Origin of the sequence: Niallia taxi (assembly GCF_032818155.1) — a bacterium.
In the GTDB taxonomy this organism is placed as follows: domain Bacteria; phylum Bacillota; class Bacilli; order Bacillales; family Cytobacillaceae; genus Niallia; species Niallia taxi_A.
This window is the reverse complement of the sequence record NZ_CP102589.1, coordinates 1,382,887-1,400,630: the sequence shown is the minus strand read 5'-3', so window position 1 is coordinate 1,400,630 and position 17,744 is coordinate 1,382,887. Positions and strand designations below refer to the sequence as shown.

The window sequence follows — 17,744 nt, the reverse complement described above, 5'->3', positions numbered from 1 at the left end:
TTATGTCATTATACTACTAACTCTCTGATTTTTAAAATATTTCATTTTTAGAGCTAATAGCGTCAAAAAAAGAGATGAGGCAATCGCCTCATCTCTTACGCCATATTATTTATTATTTTTGGTATCCGCCAAATTGCTGTTCAGCCATTTGAACTAGACGTTTTGTGATTTCACCACCAACAGAACCGTTAGCGCGAGCAGTTGTTTCTGCACCTAAGTTAACGCCAAATTCTGAAGCGATTTCGTATTTCATTTGTTCAAGAGCTTGTTCAGCTCCTGGTACTACTAAGTTGTTGCTGCTGTTGTTGTTTGCCATGTGTATCACCTCCTTGTTGATAATAGAATGTGTAATACACATGGACTTCATTCACTTTAATTTTTGGTAATTGTTCACAATAAATTCATAAACACTTTATTTTTAATCCTATTATTAAAATAAACTGTCCATTAAGCTGTTATTTTCTTGTTTACCAGTTAATACGATTGTTTCTACTTTATCGACAGCCTCTTTAATCATTGGCTCAAAATCAACAAAGCTTTCGTAAAACTCAACCTTTTCTTTCTTTGGTTTTGTTTTTGGAGAAGCAGGTACAAATACTGTACAGCAATCTTCGTACGGTCTAATGGAAATATCATATGTGCCAATTTGCTTCGCAATATCTACAATATCTCCTTTGTCAGATGTAACTAACGGGCGAATAATAGGTGTACTTGTGACAGCATTAATTGCGTACATGCTTTCAAGAGTCTGGCTTGCAACCTGACCAACGCTTTCCCCTGTAATGATTGCTAGTGCTTCTTGTCTTCTTCTGATTTCATCCGTTATGCGCAGCATTAATCTTCTTGTTGCAGTCATCGTATAGTTTTCTGGAATTTGTTTATGAATTAACTGCTGAATTTCTGTAAAGGGCACAATGTGAAGAACAAACTTTCCATTCATAGAGGCAAGAACATTACCGATGTCCACTACCTTTTGCTTTGCTCTTTCACTAGTAAATGGAGGACTAAAGAAGTGTACTCCCTCCAATTCAAGCCCCCTCTTCATGGACAAGTAACCTGCTACAGGACTGTCTAGCCCTCCTGACAGCATAAGTACCGCTTTTCCGCTAGCACCTGTCGGCAAACCGCCTGCACCAGCAAAGTTTTCGCTCGATAGATAAACAGCTTCACTTCTTACTTCAACCTGAAGTGTAATATCTGGATTTTTGACATCCACCTTAATACCAGGGATATTCTTTAGAATATGAGAACCAAAAAAGTGATTTAATTCATTTGTATCAAGAGAAAAGGTTTTATCTGATCTGCGGGCACTCACTTTAAACGTATTTCCATCCTTATAGATAGAAGTGACAAGCTCTAATGCTGCATCTTTTAGGACTTCTAAATCTCTTTCCACCTTAATAGCAGGACTAAAGGACTGAATTCCAAAAATGTTTTTCAAAGAATGAACGACAGCATCTGCTTCATTCCCATTTAGAACAACATACATACGATCCCGCTGTCCGTCTATTTTGATTCCTGAAAAGCTGCTTAATGCATCTGCAATAGAGTTTCTTAATTTATCAACGAATTTCTTTCTATTTTTCCCTTTAGTAGAAAGCTCACCATAGCGTATTAATATACGATCATACTTCATTTATTCATAACCCCTCTTAGCCAATGGATAGTTTCCTTTAATACAGTCATCGCTTCTTCCAGCTCTTTTTTATTATTTTCATAAGCTAAACTAATTCGAAAAGAGCTTTCTGCAATATGCTCAGGCACACCCATTGCCAATAATGTTTTACTTACTGTGTTTATCTTTGATGAACACGCACTTGTTGTCGAGATAAAGATACCCTTTTCTTCAAGTGCATGAATTAGTACCTCAGCCTTAATCCCTTCTGCCGAAAAGTTAATAATATGCGGGACACTTTGAACAGGAGAATGGACTATTGTTCTGTCCATGCTTTCCAATTGTTTACGGATAAACTTATTAAGCTCTTGCATTTTGCTAAAATGCATTTTGTAGTTTTCCATCTGCATTCTTAAAGCTTTAGCTGTAGACACAGCCCCTGCCACATTTTCAGTCCCGCTGCGCATATTACGCTCTTGTCCTCCTCCAGCAAGCAAGGGGGACAAGAGCAGGCCTTCTTTTGCGTACAAAATGCCATTACCCTTTAAGCCATGAAATTTATGGGCAGACATAGTATATAAATCTATATGATGATCCTTAAATGAAAAAGGTGTTTTCCCAACAGCTTGTACACCGTCGACATGAAAAAGAATCTTTGGATATTGTTTTAAAAGCTCCCCAATTGCGGCAATCTCCTGGATTGCTCCTGTTTCATTATTGACATGCATAATTGACACTAGGATTGTATCATTTTGTATATGTTTTTTTATATCATCGACAGCTACAAAGCCTTGTTCATCAACTGGAAGATAGGTAATAGTGAAACCATCCTGCTCAAGCTGCTCCATCACCCTTTTTATTGAATCATGCTCAATCCTTGTCGTGATAATATGTTTTCCTCTTGTCTTATAAAAGCTTGAAGCTCCTTTTAAAGCCATATTGTTTCCTTCTGTCCCGCCAGAAGTGAAGTATATTTCACTCGGTTTAACCTCTAAGATTGCGGCAATCTGTGCCCTCGCTTGCATTAAAAGCTTTTCTGCTTCCATCCCCAACCGATGAATGGAAGAGGGATTACCAAAGTAGTTTGCTGCAACTGCTGTATATGATTCAATCACTTCTGGAAACGGCTTTGTTGTAGCACTATTATCTAAATATATCATAAGCCCCTCCTAAATAAGAACTCCAGCACTTTATGGTATCATAGTAAGCATTATTTGAAAATATAGTAGAGCTATGCCTCTACTTAAAATAAGTGGAGCAATCTGCAAAAAAAAAGATAGCCTTGCAAGGCTATCTTTTCATTACTTCAATTCCTTTTCTCTCAAATCAGCAACCCATGCTTCCATTCTTTGGATGCTGCCAGGTTCGATTTCGTCAACAGCTGCTGCCGCATGCTCTAATGCTTCTTTATATCTGTATTTACGGAATAGCATTTCTGCTTCTGCAAGTGAATTTTCCACCTGCGGGTATTTGCGACGGTATCTATTTCCGTATTGAATAACCTTCTCTGCGAGTAGCACTGTTTCAACTAGTTCCTCTGTAGCATTCACAAGCGCTATTGTTACTTGCTCTGCATGATCAGCCAATTGCTGAACTGTCGGCATGTCTAGCGGTGCTTCCTGCAGTACGACCTTTAATTTCGCGATTGCTGCCTGTGTCTCTTCTGCCAGTTCATTATATTCAGAAGTAACACCTGGCAAGTTACTGTTAGCAACCATCCTCATCGCATTTGCCATTTGTTTGGAGAGTTCTGTCATTTTTTCTTGTGCAATAACTTCATCTTTTCGTAAAGCATGGAGCTTATCAAACAGCTCTTCCTGTTCCTGTGATGCACTCTCCAACTGTTGTTTGAGACTTTTTAGTTCTTCACTCAAAATAGTATGTGCAGCAGACTCTGTTAAAAGCTTATGCTCAAGCACTTCATATTGTTTATATAACAGCTTCAAACGTTTATCGAGCTTAAATTGCAGCTCCAGATCCTCATCATTCAAATTATAGCTTCTTTGCAGCAAGGAAACCTCCTCTTGAAGACGAGTATTGCCAGCCTTAATTTCATGCAGAATTGCTTTTGCAGGATCTAAATTCTTATTCCAATAGTTCCTTGCCATCACTTCTTTTTCAAGCAAGTCATATAAAAGATCTAATTTCTCCTGTATTTCTGCTATGATAGCCTGAACTTGCTCTATTTTGCCATCATTAAGCAATTCCTTGCTTTGTTCTAGCTCTTCTTCAATTTCCGCCACTTCTGCTTCAAGCTGAATATGTTCGAGAATGAAGCCTTGTTCGAGCATATCTGCATAGCCTTCCTTCAGATTATTAAGCTGTTCAGGTAGCTTCGTTTGACACTCAATCAGCAACGGAGGAATATTCTCAATTAAATAGCGGATATTTTCTGTAAGCTTTTCAATCGCATGAATAATCTCTCGAGCTTCCAGATAATCACCATTATCTGTTTTTTCCTCGTATTCTTTTAACTTAACAGCAGTTTCCTGCAGCATCTCTTCAATTTTACTTTCTGTATCTCCGAAAGTGTGTCTGTGAGCGAGCAATGTTTTTTTGCTCTCCCGATAAGATTCTTTCAAAGCATCTATTTCAGTTCTGTTTTTTTCCTCACTGCCGATTAAATTGTTAAGCTCTTCAAGCATTGTCTCAATGCTGCGCTCCATTGATTCCAATTTAACGCGTATACCTTTTTGCAGTTCTTTTGCTTTTCCAAACTTATATTTATCTATAGATTCTTCCGTATCAAACAAAAGCTCTTCTAGCTCAGGCAGTTGGTCTGCCACAATTCCATCCCAATCAGCACGCCATTTTTCAAAAAGCTCTTCCGTTTGCCCTATCATGTTAAGCTTCTTTACCTTAGAAAGCTCAGTCAACACCGGCCGATTCATAATATCGATTTTCCAGCTTTCAAGCTCATCTACAATCCCGTAATATTTTCTTCTAATAAAATATCCTGCTGCAAATAGGCAGATCAAAATGCCTACTATTCCGATTATGTAATTCATTTGAAGCCCCCTGTTCCTACACCGACCAAATTTATTTCAACATACATATAATATGTAAAGGTTATATATTTGTATTTATGATACCATGTAAACGACAATTTTTGACTAATATTTTATTTTTTTTTAAAGAAAAATTGTTATTATCCTATCCACTGTTTTCTTACGTGAATGTACGTAAGACAAACATTATTGCTTCTGACAAACCTATTTGGACAATATTACCCTCTTTCAAGGCTAATTGTTGCGGTAATTTTATCTATACATACAAAAAGGATGTCCGTAATTTATACGAGGAAATGTATAATGAGTTAAAAGCATAATGAAGGAGGAGACTCATGTATAAAAGAGATGGTCATATACATACTCCATTTTGTCCACATGGGACAAAAGATGGATTAAAGGAGTATATAAAAAGGGCAATAGACTTAGGTTTTGGGGAAATAACCTTCACAGAGCATGCACCATTACCGCAAGGATTTGAAGATACTGCTCCTACCAAGGACAGCAGTATGACTACAGAACAGCTGTTATCCTATTTTGATGAGGTCCAAGCGGTAAAGGATCTTTTTCAAAGCGAACTGAAAATCAACCTCGGTCTTGAGATTGATTATATTGAAGGTTATGAGGATGGAACAAAAGAGTTTTTACAAAAGTGGGGACATCTCTTGGATGATAGTGTTTTGAGTGTGCATTTTTTAAAAAACCCTTTAAAAAAGTATGATTGCCTTGACTATAGCTCAGATTTATTCGGAGAAATGGTCAGTCTCTATGGAAATGTTGACCGCATTTATGAATGCTATTTTCAAACAGTTTCAAAATCAATTTCTGCCGATTTAGGACCATACAAACCGACAAGAATTGGCCATATGACACTTGTTCATAAGTTCCAAAAACAATACCCGCCTACTCAGAATTTTTCTAATAAAATCCGGGAGTTACTTCACCAAGTCAAAAATGCAGGGTATGAGTTGGATTATAATGCAGCTGGGTTATATAAGCCTTTATGTGTGGAAACATATCCACCACAGTGGGCTGTGGAGGAAGCGTTGAGCTTACAAATTCCACTTGTATATGGTTCAGATGCCCATCAAGCAAAGGATATTGGGCAAGGGTTGCATGTACTAGCTGGAAACCGTTAAGCTGTATGAACTGCAAAGCACTTCATCAATCCATCTATTTATTTCTATTAAATATTTTTTTATAAAGTATGCTTCATTTAAATAAATATGGAGTACCTCTTGGATATAAGAAGCATTGAGAAAAGGCATAGTTAGAAAGCTTTTTAATTGAATCATACTGTACTGGACAGACTGCTTGGCAAATTCCTTCTTTTCTATGCCTTCTTCCAAGATGCTTAAAAGATAATAACGCTCCTTCACATAGTAAGTAGACATGATTTCTCTTACAACTTGAGAATCAATGGAAACTTCCCGAAGCACAAATCTTGTCAATTGTAGGTTCTGCCATTGAAATTCAATAATTTCTCTGACAACATGCTTCAGTTTTTCCGATATGCTGTTAAAATCACGGTGGCTAGCTGCCTCCAATACCTCCATATAATTTTCGAAATAAGTAGTAAAACAATGCTCCAGCAAACCATGCTTGCCATTAAAATAATAAGAGATATTAGCTATATTCACTTTTGCATGTCCGGCAATATCCCTAATGGATGTCCCATAATAACCATTCCTGTTAAATAACGTAATTGCAGATTCGACAATTGCTTCCTTTGAATTTCTTTTCATCTTAAGAATCGCCTCGTTTCTCTTGCTATTCATGATAAAATATGTTTGAATAATAATTATTTTTGTGCAGCATAAAACGATGAAAGAAAAGACTCTATATACTTTTCTTGATAATATTGGCCAATCCTTTAAAAGAAAGTCGACAAAACTTTCATAGGTTCGCTCTTAAACTGCTAAAATAATGACAATAATTGAAGGAAGTTAGGTGATTTGCTTGTTTAACGTCGAAACTTACAACGGCAATCGGGAACAGCAATATGAATTGGTGGTTAAACAGCTGAAGGCTCTTCTTGAAGGCGAATCAAATACAATAGCTAACTTATCAAATGCAGCGGCTCTTTTAAATCAATTTTTGGACCGTGTAAATTGGGTAGGTTTTTATTTGACAGAAGGAACTGAGCTAGTTCTTGGTCCGTTCCAAGGTTTGCCAGCATGTGTGCGTATTCCTTTTGGAAGAGGTGTTTGCGGTACATCTGCAAAAAACATAGAGACAGTATTAGTAGAGGATGTTCATCAATTCCCAGGACATATCGCATGTGATGCAGCCTCACAATCAGAAATAGTTGTGCCATTAGTGAAGGAAGACGGCACATTACTAGGTGTTCTTGATATTGATTCACCTGAAAAAGCACGCTTTGATGAAATAGATAAGAAATATCTAGAAATCTTTGTTTCCGCATTGATGGAATATGTAAAATAATTCTAGAACAAACAAAAACACCTCGAAATATTTCGAGGTGTTTTTGTTATTTATTTCAAATATAAAGCTCTCAACTAGTCCGAAAGGCATCTTGGACAACAACCCGATCCTTTCCAGTCTCTTTCGCAATATACAATGCTTTGTCTGCCCGCTTAAAGATGGAGTGATAATTTTCTTCATTATTTCTCATCCAGTAAGACACACCACAGGAAATGGTAACAGGTGGTGCAGAGCTTTCCCGAACTTTTTCAACAAGCCTTTCAGCAATGAAAACACCGACTTGTAGAGGAACTCTTGGCAAATAGATTGCAAGCTCCTCACCACCCCATCTTGCTCCTATATCTGTCGCTCTAATGTTTTCCATAATAATATTGGCAACCTGAATGATAATCTCGTCACCGACTTGATGTCCATACGTATCATTCACTGCCTTGAAATTATCAATATCAATTAAGATAAAGGTGCCCTCAGCATCCTCCACAAGCGATCTTACCAGCTTTTCATCTAAGAAGCTTCTCGAATAGAGTTTTGTCAGATGGTCTGTAACCACCATCTTCTCTAATTCCTCTCTTAGCATGGAATTTGTCAGGGCCAACGTAGAGTGATGAATAAGAGATTGCAGCAATTTAAAGGTATCAAAAGAAAAATGATACGGCAATTGATGCATGACAATCGCAAAACCTTTCAAAACACCAGTCTGCATCATCGGTACAGCCATGATCGATTTGTAAACAGCATCCTCCTCAGAAGGCATACTGAAATCGCCTAAAAACAACGAATCCTTTTCTTGTTTTATTTTCTCTTTAAAATAATGGATATACGTCTCAGCAGCTTTTGTACGAAAAAAATCAGTGCTGCCGTTTAATACAGTCAATGAGTTTGTCTCAGAGGAAAACAGGATGAAGCCTACCTCCTCTGCCTCAAAGCTAATCGAAATGCGGTTTGACATATATGTCATCATTTCCGTAAGCCTTAAATTCGAGTTTAATCGATGGGAAGCCTCATTAATGAGCTGTAAATCTGACACTAGCTTTTTTGATTGCTGATAAAGCTGGGCATTTTCCAAAGCACCCCCAGCTGTATTTGCCAGCAGGGTAATGAATTCCACTTCTTTTTTTGGAAATTTAACCGAATTCTCAGCGATAACTTGCAAAACACCATATACACCTTGCTTTCCTTTTAAAGGAGCATACAAGATGGAATTTCTACTTTCCTTCACATACTCAAACTGTATTTCTCCCGTTACATAGGCTTCCATTGCAGCAAGGTTTTCACTGTCGTATTCTAAATCCTTGATTGGCAAATCGCCATGCGTGTTATTATCATGGGACAACAAAAGATAATAGCCAAGAGATGGATAAATATCCTTTAATGTATGGATAATTGCCCGCAATACTCCTTCTGTATCCATAGAAGAGTGGAATGTTTCAGTAACTTTAAAGAGCTTTTTATATCTCTTCTCTTCCGCAACAATTTCGAGTAAATCCTGGACCTTAATTATATAAAAGCTAAATTCCTCACTGATAAGCTTATAAAGGCAATCAGTGCCGATTTGATTACTTTCTTGCACAGATTCATCTAATCGGACAACAAAAAAATTATAAAAACCATCTTTGTTTTTCAACGGAATCAGCAAATCATAATGTTCTAATGTATGAATGCCGATTGGCTTTCTAGAAACTGCCTTACTCAACAGCTTATTTTTCATTTCCGTTGTATACGGAAGAATGGCTGCTGTCGAAAAAGGATTTGTTGATGCTTCTGCAGCCCATTCATCGTTCCACTCATTCGCACTGTAATAGGTAACCTCAGAGGCATTCAAGAAGTTTTTAATAATATACAGCATTTCCCGCAAAATTAACTCATAATTAAAACTTTTGCTTTCTATATCAAAGAGATCGAAGAACCGACTTTTTAGATTTACTATTGATTGGTGGTCGAGCTTATCCATCTATTATCACCTATTCATCTAACTATTCATTCTATTTTCCCATGTTATCATTAAGATATTGCTTATATACCTTGTAAAGCCAACTAACAAACGTGATAAGGAGAAAAGACTCATGTCTTTTGCAACAAACAACATAAAAAACAGACATTCTCACCTAAGTCGAAAGTAGGATTTTTCACGTATAAATTATCGGACAATTCTTATAGTAAATTAAAACAATTATATCACATGGCGCTGGAATAAGAATACAGCAGTTAAAATTTTTCCTTATTAGGAACAGGTAAATTTCTACTAGGATAGAATTTCGTAATCTATACTTGCTTTTTCATTGGTAAAATCATATAATACTCTTTGTGTAAAATATTGCAGCATATGCAAATCACTTTCTTGTTTTAGTTTGTTCCTCAAAACACGTTTTGATGGTGTATTGTGTAACCCTTAGCTGCTAGGGCGAAGGTACATGAAGACAAAATAAACATAAAGGCTAGTTGCATCTGTTTTTATTTTACCAAAATAAAAACATGAAGGAGGAGTCATCAATGGCTCGTTATACAGGTCCAAGTTGGAAACTTTCTCGTCGTCTTGGGATTTCTTTAAGCGGTACTGGCAAAGAGTTAGATAAACGCCCTTACGCTCCAGGACAACATGGTCCAAACCAACGCAAAAAATTATCAGAATACGGTTTACAATTACAGGAAAAGCAAAAATTACGTCATATGTATGGTGTAAATGAGCGTCAATTCCGTAATTTATTCGATATTGCTGGCAAAATGAAAGGTAAACACGGTGAAAACTTCATGGCGCTTCTAGAATCTCGCCTTGATAACGTTGTTTATCGTTTAGGTCTTGCTCGCACACGTCGTCAAGCACGTCAGCTTGTTAACCACGGTCACGTTATCGTTGATGGTGGACGCGTAGATATCCCATCATACCGTCTAAAAGCAGGTCAAACAATCACATTGCGTGAAAAATCACGTAATCTTGATATTGTTAAAGAAGCAGTTGAAGTGAACAACTTCGTACCTGATTTCTTGACTTTCGATGCTGATAAATTAGAAGGTACATTCACTCGTTTACCAGAACGTTCTGAATTGCCAGCTGAAATTAACGAAGCTCTTATCGTTGAGTTCTACTCTCGTTAATAGATTTGTTAATACAGCATTACCAAACCCTAGAAACCGCGTTGTATCAACGCTTTCTGGGGTTTTTTTATTTAGTTTGCTTTGTAGACTGCAGTATTATCCATTATTTATTTGGGGCTGATATTCTGTCATACTTGTGAGAAATACCGTTTTATGAAATCTCTTCCATACATACTTCCATTGCTTGTCACAGCAATTCCTCCAAAATAAAGACCTTTTCCCGACTAAACAATGTATATTGTATGAAGTCAAAAACGTGTAAACTAAATTTTTAGTATAGTTGTGTTAAGAGGAACTGATATTTGTGTTAAAAAAGTCTAACTTTATTATATAAAAGTAGCCATGATACAATTTAAATGTAGTCAGCGGAAACTGATTACAGGGTTCGGTTTGTGCAATAATGTATACTCTAGTAATACAAAGTAGTGATTCTACCAAAGAATCAAGAAAGACCTTCACAACCTTTGTGAAGGTCTTTCTTTACCCTTTGACAGCAAGGACTTCTTAAACATATTCCCTCTAACCTCATAAAATAAGAAAAGCTGAACAAAACAGCATCATAACAGTGATAATTTAAACATTCATAATTCGTTTGTAAAAAATACAAGTTTATTCCTCGTGAATCTGGCTATAAGTCTTATATGGAGCAAAGGTGTTTTAGCGATTCCCAAATTCTCACCGTTTTCCTTTGCTCCGCTTCCATAAAAAAAAAGACCCCCCTCAGGTCTTCTGTATTTCTATTTTATTAAGCCTATCGCAATAGTCTCTATTAATGTCCTTACAGAAGCATCTCTTTTTTTGATGGCTTTCATCATCGTTACAAGCTTCCTTATCTCATCCTTTGACTGATCCTCTATTAGTCGCTCAATGAGCTCTGTACTTTTTATTCTCATAGCTCCGCCTTTAGCAGGCACTTTAAAATCACTTTCCCATCTTAAAGTATTTCTTACATAATCCTTGTCTAAATCATATAATGTCAGCAATTTATCGCTGTTATTTCTAATAAGTGCTTGCAATGTCCATCTTCCTTCTATTTTTATTTTCAGTATTGCCGATTTCTATGATGCATTGATCCATTTTGAAACAACATCTGTATATTCATTAAGTTATCCAATCTTTTACTAAGCAAAATGGTTTCTTCAGAAGTGAAGCCTTTCATCATTCCTGTTGAAATCATATTTTTCCTGAGTTTTTCGATTTGTTCATTCAAATGAATGTTCATATGTAGTTTACCCCTTTAGTAATTTTCACAGATATATATTTTAACAAGGGTAAACGGATACATCATAGAGTAAAATTTCTTCATTTATCGACACTATACTACAAATTTTACTAAATTTTCTTCCTTAAGTTTAGTTAAATCTTCATAATTAGTATTAAAGAACCATGAATAACACTCATATTTAGTTCTTTAATACTACATTCAATGTGTTTTGACATACAAAAAAAAGGCTTGGATTCATTCTCCTCAAGCCTTCTTTTTGTATTAATGCTTTTTCTTGTCAGTTTTTTTCTTTGTCTGCAGCATTCTCCGTCAAACCATCAACCGTACCTTCCATATAAGTGTCAGATGTCTGTTCATGTGTTTCAGCGAGTCCTTTTGAAACACTCTCTGTACTTTTATAATCATCTGAATTATAGATTTTTCCTGCAATTGGAGTACCGTTTGTTTTTGCCATTCCTTTTTCCTCCTAAAGCCACTTTCGGCATGTATTCTATCATACAACACATATTTTGCATGGATTTGACAAATACATGCAGGAAATTATCCTGTTACAAAAAATTACCATTGATTACAAAAATAAGGCTTTATATGCCTGGAAAGCAAAATAGAGTCCAAAGCCAATCATGGAGATTGATGATAAAATGGAAATAATATAAAGCATATTAGAATGAAGCAGCCTTCTCGCAATTCCTGAGATTAGCGCCATTGTAAAATCCCATAATAATATCCCTGAGATAATAGCTAGGCTGCATAAAACAAAGCTTTTATTAGAAAAGCTTTCAGCAGATTTTGCCATAACAGAACCATAAATACCAAGCCAGAACAGTATTGTTAATGGATTAGATATCGACATTAAAAAGCCAGAGAAAAAGGACTTAAACAGCGAATTGTCCTGTTTTTTCCGTTCTAAAACATTAATTTTTGTCGAATTAATTAAGCTTTCAATCCCCGTATAGGTAAGTACGAAAAAACCGAACAAATACAAAAAGGTTTTCATGAATGGTGTATTAATGAAATGGCTGATTCCAAAGTACACCATCATCATATAAATAACATCTGCAATTAATGCTCCAATTCCAAAAATCCACGCATGAAAGAAGCCGTTCCTAATCCCCTTGTCCAATTGTGCTGCATTAACAGGACCAACAGGTGCTGCTAACGAAACACCCAATAATATATATGGAATAAAAGTAACCATAAATCCCTCCGCATATGTATGTTTGCTTCTAGTCTATTCAGCGGAGGGGACTTGTACGACAAAAATTTATTCCTTAAAGATAATCCATCTTTTCCTAATAAAAAGAGGCTGGGACAAAACAAAAGATAAGCTTTCTAAACACGAATAATAGAATTTCAACTAAATTTGAAAAATGAAGGTTGTGTCTAAATAGAATGTTGAGTTAAAGTTAGTTCGTTTCATTGCGCTGCACCCACTCGCTTTCCACGGGGAGGAATATGAGCCTCCTCGTCTTCGCCTGCGGGGTCTCATCCTTTCCTCTATTTCCCGCAGGAGTCGAGTGGCCTCCGCTCCATTCCACTAAAATTTCTAATTTTTTGTATTTAAACTAAAAACAAAAAACCGAACTATCTAATCAGTAGTTGATTAGCAGTTCGGTCTTTACGCTGGTTCACATACTTATGTCCCAGTCTCCTTGTTATAGCTATTAGTATTGAATTAAGAAATACTTTTTCTTTCCTCTTCTTATAACAGTAAACTGGTTTTCAATGCGGTCCTCTGCTCCGAGAACATAATCCAGCTCTTGCTTACGCTCACCATTAATGTACACAGCACCATTAGTAATGTCCTCGCGAGCCTGTCTTTTAGATGAGACGATGTTTGCTGCTACTAACAGATCAACTAGTACAGCCTCACCCTCTTCATGCTTGTATGTCGGAACATCCTTGAAGCCTTGCTTAATCTCAGAGGCAGTCAGATTTTTAATTTCTCCGCTGAAAAGTGCTTCTGTTATTTTCAAAGCCTGTTCTAATGCTGCTTCCCCGTGAATCATTTTTGTCATCTCTTCTCCAAGGGCTTTTTGCGCTTTTCGTAAATGAGCCTCTTCTTGCATAGATGCTTCTAATGCTTCAATTGTTTCTTTTGATAAGAACGTAAAGAATTTTAAGTATTTGATTACATCAGCATCTGCTGTGTTAATCCAGAACTGGTAGAATTCATACGGTGTTGTTTTTTCTGGGTCAAGCCAAATCGCGCCGCTTTCTGTTTTACCGAACTTTGTTCCATCTGCTTTTGTAACAAGCGGAATTGTCAGTCCATATGCTTTTGCGCCTTCTGCACTGTTTTTACGGATAAGCTCTAGACCTGTTGTAATATTTCCCCATTGGTCACTTCCGCCGATTTGCAGCTTACAGTTATGGTTATCGTATAGATGCAAGAAGTCCAGTGCCTGAAGAATTGTATACGTAAATTCTGTGAATGAAATACCTGTTTCTAATCGTGAAGAGATTGTGTCTTTAGCCAGCATATAATTGATGCCGATATGCTTGCCGTAATCTCTTAGAAATGTAACGATATCCATCTTTCCAGCCCAGTCATAGTTATTAACCATTTCTGCACCATTTTCACCGTCGAAATCAAAGATTTTCTCTAACTGTTTTTGCAAGCATTTGACATTATGTCCGATTGCATCTAATGTTTGCAGATTTCTTTCTTCGCTTTTTCCGCTAGGATCTCCAATCAAACCTGTTGCTCCGCCGACAAGCACGATTGGTGTATGTCCAGCATTTTGAAAACGTCTCAATGTTAAAAACGGCAGTAAATGACCAATATGCATGCTGTCTGCAGTCGGGTCTACACCACAGTATAAGCTGATTTTTGTATTTGCTAAGACGTCCTGTAGGCCTTCTTCATCTGTCTGCTGGTAAACAATACCTCTCCAATGTAAATCTTCTAATAAATTCACGATAATTCCTCCATTCGTAATTCCTTTGCAACTGATTCTAAATTCTTGCTAGCTTCAATCTTTTTTAAACAATAAAAAAGCCCCTGCATATACATGCAGGGACGCAAATAAGCGCGGTACCACCCTAATTGAGAGACAAAGCTCTCCACTTAAAAAAGATAACGGTTAACAACCGTCTGCTGCTACTTGCCATTTATGGCTTTCCCAACAGAAGCTTCAGGAGGTATTCATTCTTTTATTTATGCCATTTCACACCAGCCAATGGCTCTCTTAATATAGTGATAAAAGAACTACTTATTCCCTTCAACGCAATAACGAATCAATATTAGTTTGAGTTATTTTTACCATAAAAGAGCTAAGCATGTCAAATGCTTTTGCGAAAAAGGTTGGAAATTATCGAACATTGCTCATATAGCCCATAGCTTTATGCTATAATGTATGTGATTTTAGGGGGAATGATACCATATGAATGAAAGGCCGAAGTGGAAAAACTATCTCCATGGTTTCCTAAGCTTCTTTACCAATAAAAAAACCGTCAAAAGAGCTCGAATCACTTACGAAGTCTCTTGGAATATTATTCTGATATTCATTATCTTATTAATTGTCGGCGGTGCTTTTGCTGGAGGAATCGGCGCAGGCTATTTTGCATCCCTTGTAAAGGAAGAACCAATAAGATCATACAAGACAATGCAAAAGGACATCTACAATTATGAAGAAACGTCCGAGCTGTATTTTGCCGATAATGTGTATTTAGGAAAACTGCCGACAGATTTAGAAAGAGAAGAAGTAAAAATCAAGGATGTCTCGCCACATTTAGTAGATGCGATCGTTTCGACAGAGGATGAGAACTTCTATAAACATGATGGTGTAGTTCCTAAAGCGATTATGAGAGCATTATTCCAGGAGGTTTCCAACAGCTCCACACAGTCTGGGGGAAGCACCTTAACACAGCAGTTAATCAAAAACCAGATTTTGACGAATGAAGTGTCCTTTGAAAGAAAAGCAAAGGAAATTCTGCTAGCATTAAGGCTTGAAAAATTCTTCTCAAAAGAAGAGATATTGGAAGCATATTTAAATGTGTCGACATTTGGCAGAAACTCATCTGGAAGAAATATTGCCGGTGTTCAAGCAGCTGCACAAGGAATTTTTGGTGTGGAAGCGAAGGATCTTACATTGCCACAATCAGCCTTTATTGCTGGTCTGCCGCAAAGTCCGTTTGGCTATACTCCATTCACACAGGATGGAACGGTCAAAGAAAATCTGGAGCCTGGCTTGGAAAGAATGAAAACTGTTCTTGCTAGAATGTACAATCAGCACAAAATCTCAAAAGAAGATTATGACAAAGCAGCAGCATATGATATAACAAAGGATTTTGCGAGCCCTGTTGTGAGCCCAATTGAAAAATACCCGTGGGTTACCTATGAAATAGAAAATAGAGCAACACAAATTATTGCTGAAATGCTTGCAAAAGAAGATGGCTATAATGCGAAAGATTTAGAAGAGGATGAGGTTCTTAATGATCAGTACACAGAACTTGCAGATCGCCAAATCCATCAAAACGGCTTTGAGATTCACAGCACCATTAATAAAAAGATTTACGATAAATTTACAGAAGTAGTAGATAAATACCCGTATTATGGACCTGATAAACCGCAAACTGTCACAGACAGTGAAACCGGTGAAAAGAAAACCATTATGGAGCCTGTAGAAACAGGTGCAATCCTGATTGACAATAAATCTGGTGCTATTATCAGCTTTGTCGGCGGAAGAGACTATGGCAGAGAAGCAACAAACCATAGTACAAGCCCTAGACCGAACGGCTCAACAATGAAGCCACTGTTAGTTTATGGTCCTGCCATTGAATTGGGAACACTATCTCCCGGAACAGTCCTACCAGATGTTCCGCTTGCACTTGACCCTGCAAGACCTGGTACAGTCTGGCCTAATAACTATGACTTCCAGTTTCACGGTCTTGTAACAGCAAGGGTTGCTATGGCTAAATCATATAACGTTCCTGCGGTTAAAGCTTATGCCCAGATTCTGCCGCAAAAGCCTGCTAATTACCTCGAAAAAATGGGCTTCACCACATTGACAGAAGGTGATTATGCAAACAGATCAACATCTATCGGTGGATTGACAAACGGAGTTTCTGTTGAGGAAAATACAAACGCATTTGCTACTTTTGCAAATGGCGGAAACTTTGTTGATGCCTATATGATTGATAAAATTGTCGATAAAAACGGCAAAGTCATCTATAAGCATAAAACAGAAAAAGTGAAGGTATTCAGCCCGCAAACATCTTATTTGACTATTGATATGATGCGGGATGTTATTAATCAAGGAACAGCAACAGCTGTTAAAAGCCGCTTGAAGTTCAGCTCTGACTGGGCTGGAAAAACCGGTACGACACAGGACTTTAAAGACTCCTGGTTTGTTGCGACAAATCCGAATGTCTCCTTTGGAGTTTGGACTGGCTATGATACACCTAAATCACTTGTAAGCTCTGGCACAATGAGCTACAGCATGCGTAACAACTATTTATGGGCAGATTTAATGAATGCTGCCTACGATGTCGATTCGAAGCTTGTTGACCCGTCTGAAAGCTTTACGATGCCAGGTGGGATTGTAAGAAGGTCTGTTTGCTCGCTTTCTGGTTTGCTTGCCTCTGAAGGCTGCTCAAAAGCAGGACTTGTCACAACAGATTTATTTAAATCAAGCTCTGTACCTAACAAGACAGATGACAGCATCGTTACAGGAAAATATGTGCAGATTGGCAACACAAAATACATGGCATTAGACTCCACTCCAAGCGAATTTTCTGAAACAGGATTCATATTAAATCCTGATTATATTGAAAAGCTGTTTGGTATAAAAGTATCTGATCCAAGTGACTTAATCCGTAATAATACAGCATTAAAAAATGTCGTTGTTCCGTCCAATAAAATAACGGATAACGGCAAGGCACCAGCTGCTCCTAAAGTCAGCAATAGCGGAAGCACCATCGCTTGGTCTAAATCAGGGGAAAAAGATGTTATCGGCTACCGTGTTTATCAAAACGGTAAAAAGGTTGCAAGTATTAAGGCGAGTGACACTCTCTCCTTTAAAGCAAGCAGCGGATCCTATGTCGTCAAAGCAGTAGATATCGCCGGAAAAGAATCCTCCAATTCCAATAAGATTGATGTAGCTAGCAAACAAAGCAGCAAGGCAAAAGAGGACGATAAAAAAGCGAACAAAACAACTGCTAAAAAAACAGAGGAAGACAATAAAGCGGAAGCTTCCAAGGAAAAAAAGCAAGAAAACAATGATTCAAATAATAAAAAAGAAGATTCTAGTAAAAACAATGATTCAGATAATAAAAAAGAAGACTCTAGTGCAGAAAACAAAGAAGAAAAAACCGACAATACTTGATCCACAGCACAAAAAGACGTTCCGTTAAA

Annotated in this window: 15 protein-coding genes and 1 other annotated feature; of the genes, 4 read left to right on the top strand and 11 right to left on the bottom strand. The window is 37.2% G+C overall.

Features of this window, described 5'->3' with window-relative positions:
* Nucleotides 1–112: 112 nt before the first annotated feature.
* The 4 genes from NQZ71_RS06850 to ezrA all read right to left on the bottom strand — a co-directional run bounded on the left by NQZ71_RS06850 (nucleotide 113) and on the right by ezrA (nucleotide 4,623).
* Nucleotides 113–316, bottom strand: a complete 204-nt coding sequence (locus NQZ71_RS06850) for an alpha/beta-type small acid-soluble spore protein (protein ID WP_127737003.1) — start codon at nucleotides 314–316, stop codon at nucleotides 113–115.
* A 114-nt stretch (nucleotides 317–430) separates the two neighbouring features.
* The gene (gene thiI, locus NQZ71_RS06845; protein ID WP_260056020.1) at nucleotides 431–1,636 is read right to left on the bottom strand and encodes a tRNA uracil 4-sulfurtransferase ThiI; all 1,206 of its coding nucleotides are present in this window, start codon (nucleotides 1,634–1,636) and stop codon (nucleotides 431–433) included.
* The gene (locus tag NQZ71_RS06840; RefSeq protein WP_317011558.1) at nucleotides 1,633–2,775 is read right to left on the bottom strand and encodes a cysteine desulfurase family protein; all 1,143 of its coding nucleotides are present in this window, start codon (nucleotides 2,773–2,775) and stop codon (nucleotides 1,633–1,635) included. The genes thiI and NQZ71_RS06840 overlap by 4 nt, the downstream gene beginning before the upstream one ends.
* A 141-nt stretch (nucleotides 2,776–2,916) precedes the next feature.
* A complete protein-coding gene (gene ezrA, locus NQZ71_RS06835) occupies nucleotides 2,917–4,623 on the bottom strand; it encodes a septation ring formation regulator EzrA (RefSeq protein WP_144456622.1) in 1,707 nt (568 codons plus the stop codon).
* A 335-nt stretch (nucleotides 4,624–4,958) separates the two neighbouring features.
* Between ezrA and hisJ the strand changes: the two genes are divergently transcribed.
* Nucleotides 4,959–5,762, top strand: coding sequence for a histidinol-phosphatase HisJ (gene hisJ, locus NQZ71_RS06830; protein ID WP_317011557.1), 804 nt, complete (start codon nucleotides 4,959–4,961; stop codon nucleotides 5,760–5,762).
* Here the strand turns inward: hisJ and refZ are convergent.
* Nucleotides 5,745–6,368, bottom strand: a complete 624-nt coding sequence (gene refZ, locus NQZ71_RS06825) for a forespore capture DNA-binding protein RefZ (RefSeq protein ID WP_144456626.1) — start codon at nucleotides 6,366–6,368, stop codon at nucleotides 5,745–5,747. The two genes, hisJ and refZ, sit on opposite strands and share 18 nt — an antisense overlap.
* A 214-nt stretch (nucleotides 6,369–6,582) precedes the next feature.
* Between refZ and NQZ71_RS06820 the strand changes: the two genes are divergently transcribed.
* Nucleotides 6,583–7,068 carry a GAF domain-containing protein gene (locus NQZ71_RS06820; protein ID WP_260056017.1) on the top strand — a complete coding sequence of 162 codons (486 nt, stop codon included), beginning with the start codon at nucleotides 6,583–6,585 and terminating at the stop codon, nucleotides 7,066–7,068.
* A gap of 70 nt (nucleotides 7,069–7,138) precedes the next feature.
* Here NQZ71_RS06820 and NQZ71_RS06815 read toward each other — a convergent pair whose 3' ends face one another.
* Nucleotides 7,139–9,019 carry a sensor domain-containing diguanylate cyclase gene (locus NQZ71_RS06815; RefSeq protein WP_317011556.1) on the bottom strand — a complete coding sequence of 627 codons (1,881 nt, stop codon included), beginning with the start codon at nucleotides 9,017–9,019 and terminating at the stop codon, nucleotides 7,139–7,141.
* Between the two features lie 539 nt (nucleotides 9,020–9,558).
* Between NQZ71_RS06815 and rpsD the strand changes: the two genes are divergently transcribed.
* Nucleotides 9,559–10,161, top strand: coding sequence for a 30S ribosomal protein S4 (gene rpsD, locus NQZ71_RS06810; protein WP_127736987.1), 603 nt, complete (start codon nucleotides 9,559–9,561; stop codon nucleotides 10,159–10,161).
* Between the two features lie 737 nt (nucleotides 10,162–10,898).
* On the opposite strand, the gene NQZ71_RS06805 is transcribed toward rpsD, so the two are convergent.
* The 5 genes from NQZ71_RS06805 to tyrS form a co-directional block, all read right to left on the bottom strand.
* On the bottom strand, nucleotides 10,899–11,177 hold the full coding sequence (locus tag NQZ71_RS06805) for a hypothetical protein (protein ID WP_144456632.1): 279 nt from the start codon (nucleotides 11,175–11,177) through the stop codon (nucleotides 10,899–10,901).
* A gap of 26 nt (nucleotides 11,178–11,203) precedes the next feature.
* Nucleotides 11,204–11,383, bottom strand: coding sequence for an aspartyl-phosphate phosphatase Spo0E family protein (locus NQZ71_RS06800; RefSeq protein ID WP_144456634.1), 180 nt, complete (start codon nucleotides 11,381–11,383; stop codon nucleotides 11,204–11,206).
* A gap of 280 nt (nucleotides 11,384–11,663) precedes the next feature.
* Nucleotides 11,664–11,840, bottom strand: coding sequence for a YozQ family protein (locus NQZ71_RS06795; RefSeq protein ID WP_260056015.1), 177 nt, complete (start codon nucleotides 11,838–11,840; stop codon nucleotides 11,664–11,666).
* Nucleotides 11,841–11,954: 114 nt separating this feature from the next.
* A complete protein-coding gene (locus NQZ71_RS06790) occupies nucleotides 11,955–12,584 on the bottom strand; it encodes a LysE family transporter (protein ID WP_144456638.1) in 630 nt (209 codons plus the stop codon).
* Between the two features lie 466 nt (nucleotides 12,585–13,050).
* Nucleotides 13,051–14,307 (bottom strand): tyrosine--tRNA ligase, encoded by a 1,257-nt coding sequence (tyrS, locus tag NQZ71_RS06785; RefSeq protein ID WP_144458211.1) that lies wholly within the window; start codon nucleotides 14,305–14,307, stop codon nucleotides 13,051–13,053.
* A gap of 94 nt (nucleotides 14,308–14,401) precedes the next feature.
* Nucleotides 14,402–14,623, bottom strand: a binding site (T-box leader).
* 149 nt (nucleotides 14,624–14,772) lie between these two features.
* Here tyrS and NQZ71_RS06780 point away from each other — a divergent pair.
* Nucleotides 14,773–17,715, top strand: coding sequence for a transglycosylase domain-containing protein (locus NQZ71_RS06780; protein ID WP_317011555.1), 2,943 nt, complete (start codon nucleotides 14,773–14,775; stop codon nucleotides 17,713–17,715).
* Nucleotides 17,716–17,744: the final 29 nt, after the last annotated feature.

Bases quoted from the DNA above. Each gene is read 5' to 3' on its own strand.
- rpsD (WP_127736987.1), top strand. From the start codon at position 9,559: ATGGCTCGTTATACAGGTCCAAGTTGGAAACTTTCTCGTCGTCTTGGG.
- NQZ71_RS06790 (WP_144456638.1), bottom strand. From the start codon at position 12,584: ATGGTTACTTTTATTCCATATATATTATTGGGTGTTTCGTTAGCAGCA.
- NQZ71_RS06800 (WP_144456634.1), bottom strand. From the start codon at position 11,383: ATGAACATTCATTTGAATGAACAAATCGAAAAACTCAGGAAAAATATG.
- NQZ71_RS06795 (WP_260056015.1), bottom strand. From the start codon at position 11,840: ATGGCAAAAACAAACGGTACTCCAATTGCAGGAAAAATCTATAATTCA.
- ezrA (WP_144456622.1), bottom strand. From the start codon at position 4,623: ATGAATTACATAATCGGAATAGTAGGCATTTTGATCTGCCTATTTGCA.
- thiI (WP_260056020.1), bottom strand. From the start codon at position 1,636: ATGAAGTATGATCGTATATTAATACGCTATGGTGAGCTTTCTACTAAA.
- NQZ71_RS06815 (WP_317011556.1), bottom strand. From the start codon at position 9,019: ATGGATAAGCTCGACCACCAATCAATAGTAAATCTAAAAAGTCGGTTC.
- NQZ71_RS06840 (WP_317011558.1), bottom strand. From the start codon at position 2,775: ATGATATATTTAGATAATAGTGCTACAACAAAGCCGTTTCCAGAAGTG.
- refZ (WP_144456626.1), bottom strand. From the start codon at position 6,368: ATGAAAAGAAATTCAAAGGAAGCAATTGTCGAATCTGCAATTACGTTA.
- hisJ (WP_317011557.1), top strand. From the start codon at position 4,959: ATGTATAAAAGAGATGGTCATATACATACTCCATTTTGTCCACATGGG.
- NQZ71_RS06850 (WP_127737003.1), bottom strand. From the start codon at position 316: ATGGCAAACAACAACAGCAGCAACAACTTAGTAGTACCAGGAGCTGAA.
- NQZ71_RS06780 (WP_317011555.1), top strand. From the start codon at position 14,773: ATGAATGAAAGGCCGAAGTGGAAAAACTATCTCCATGGTTTCCTAAGC.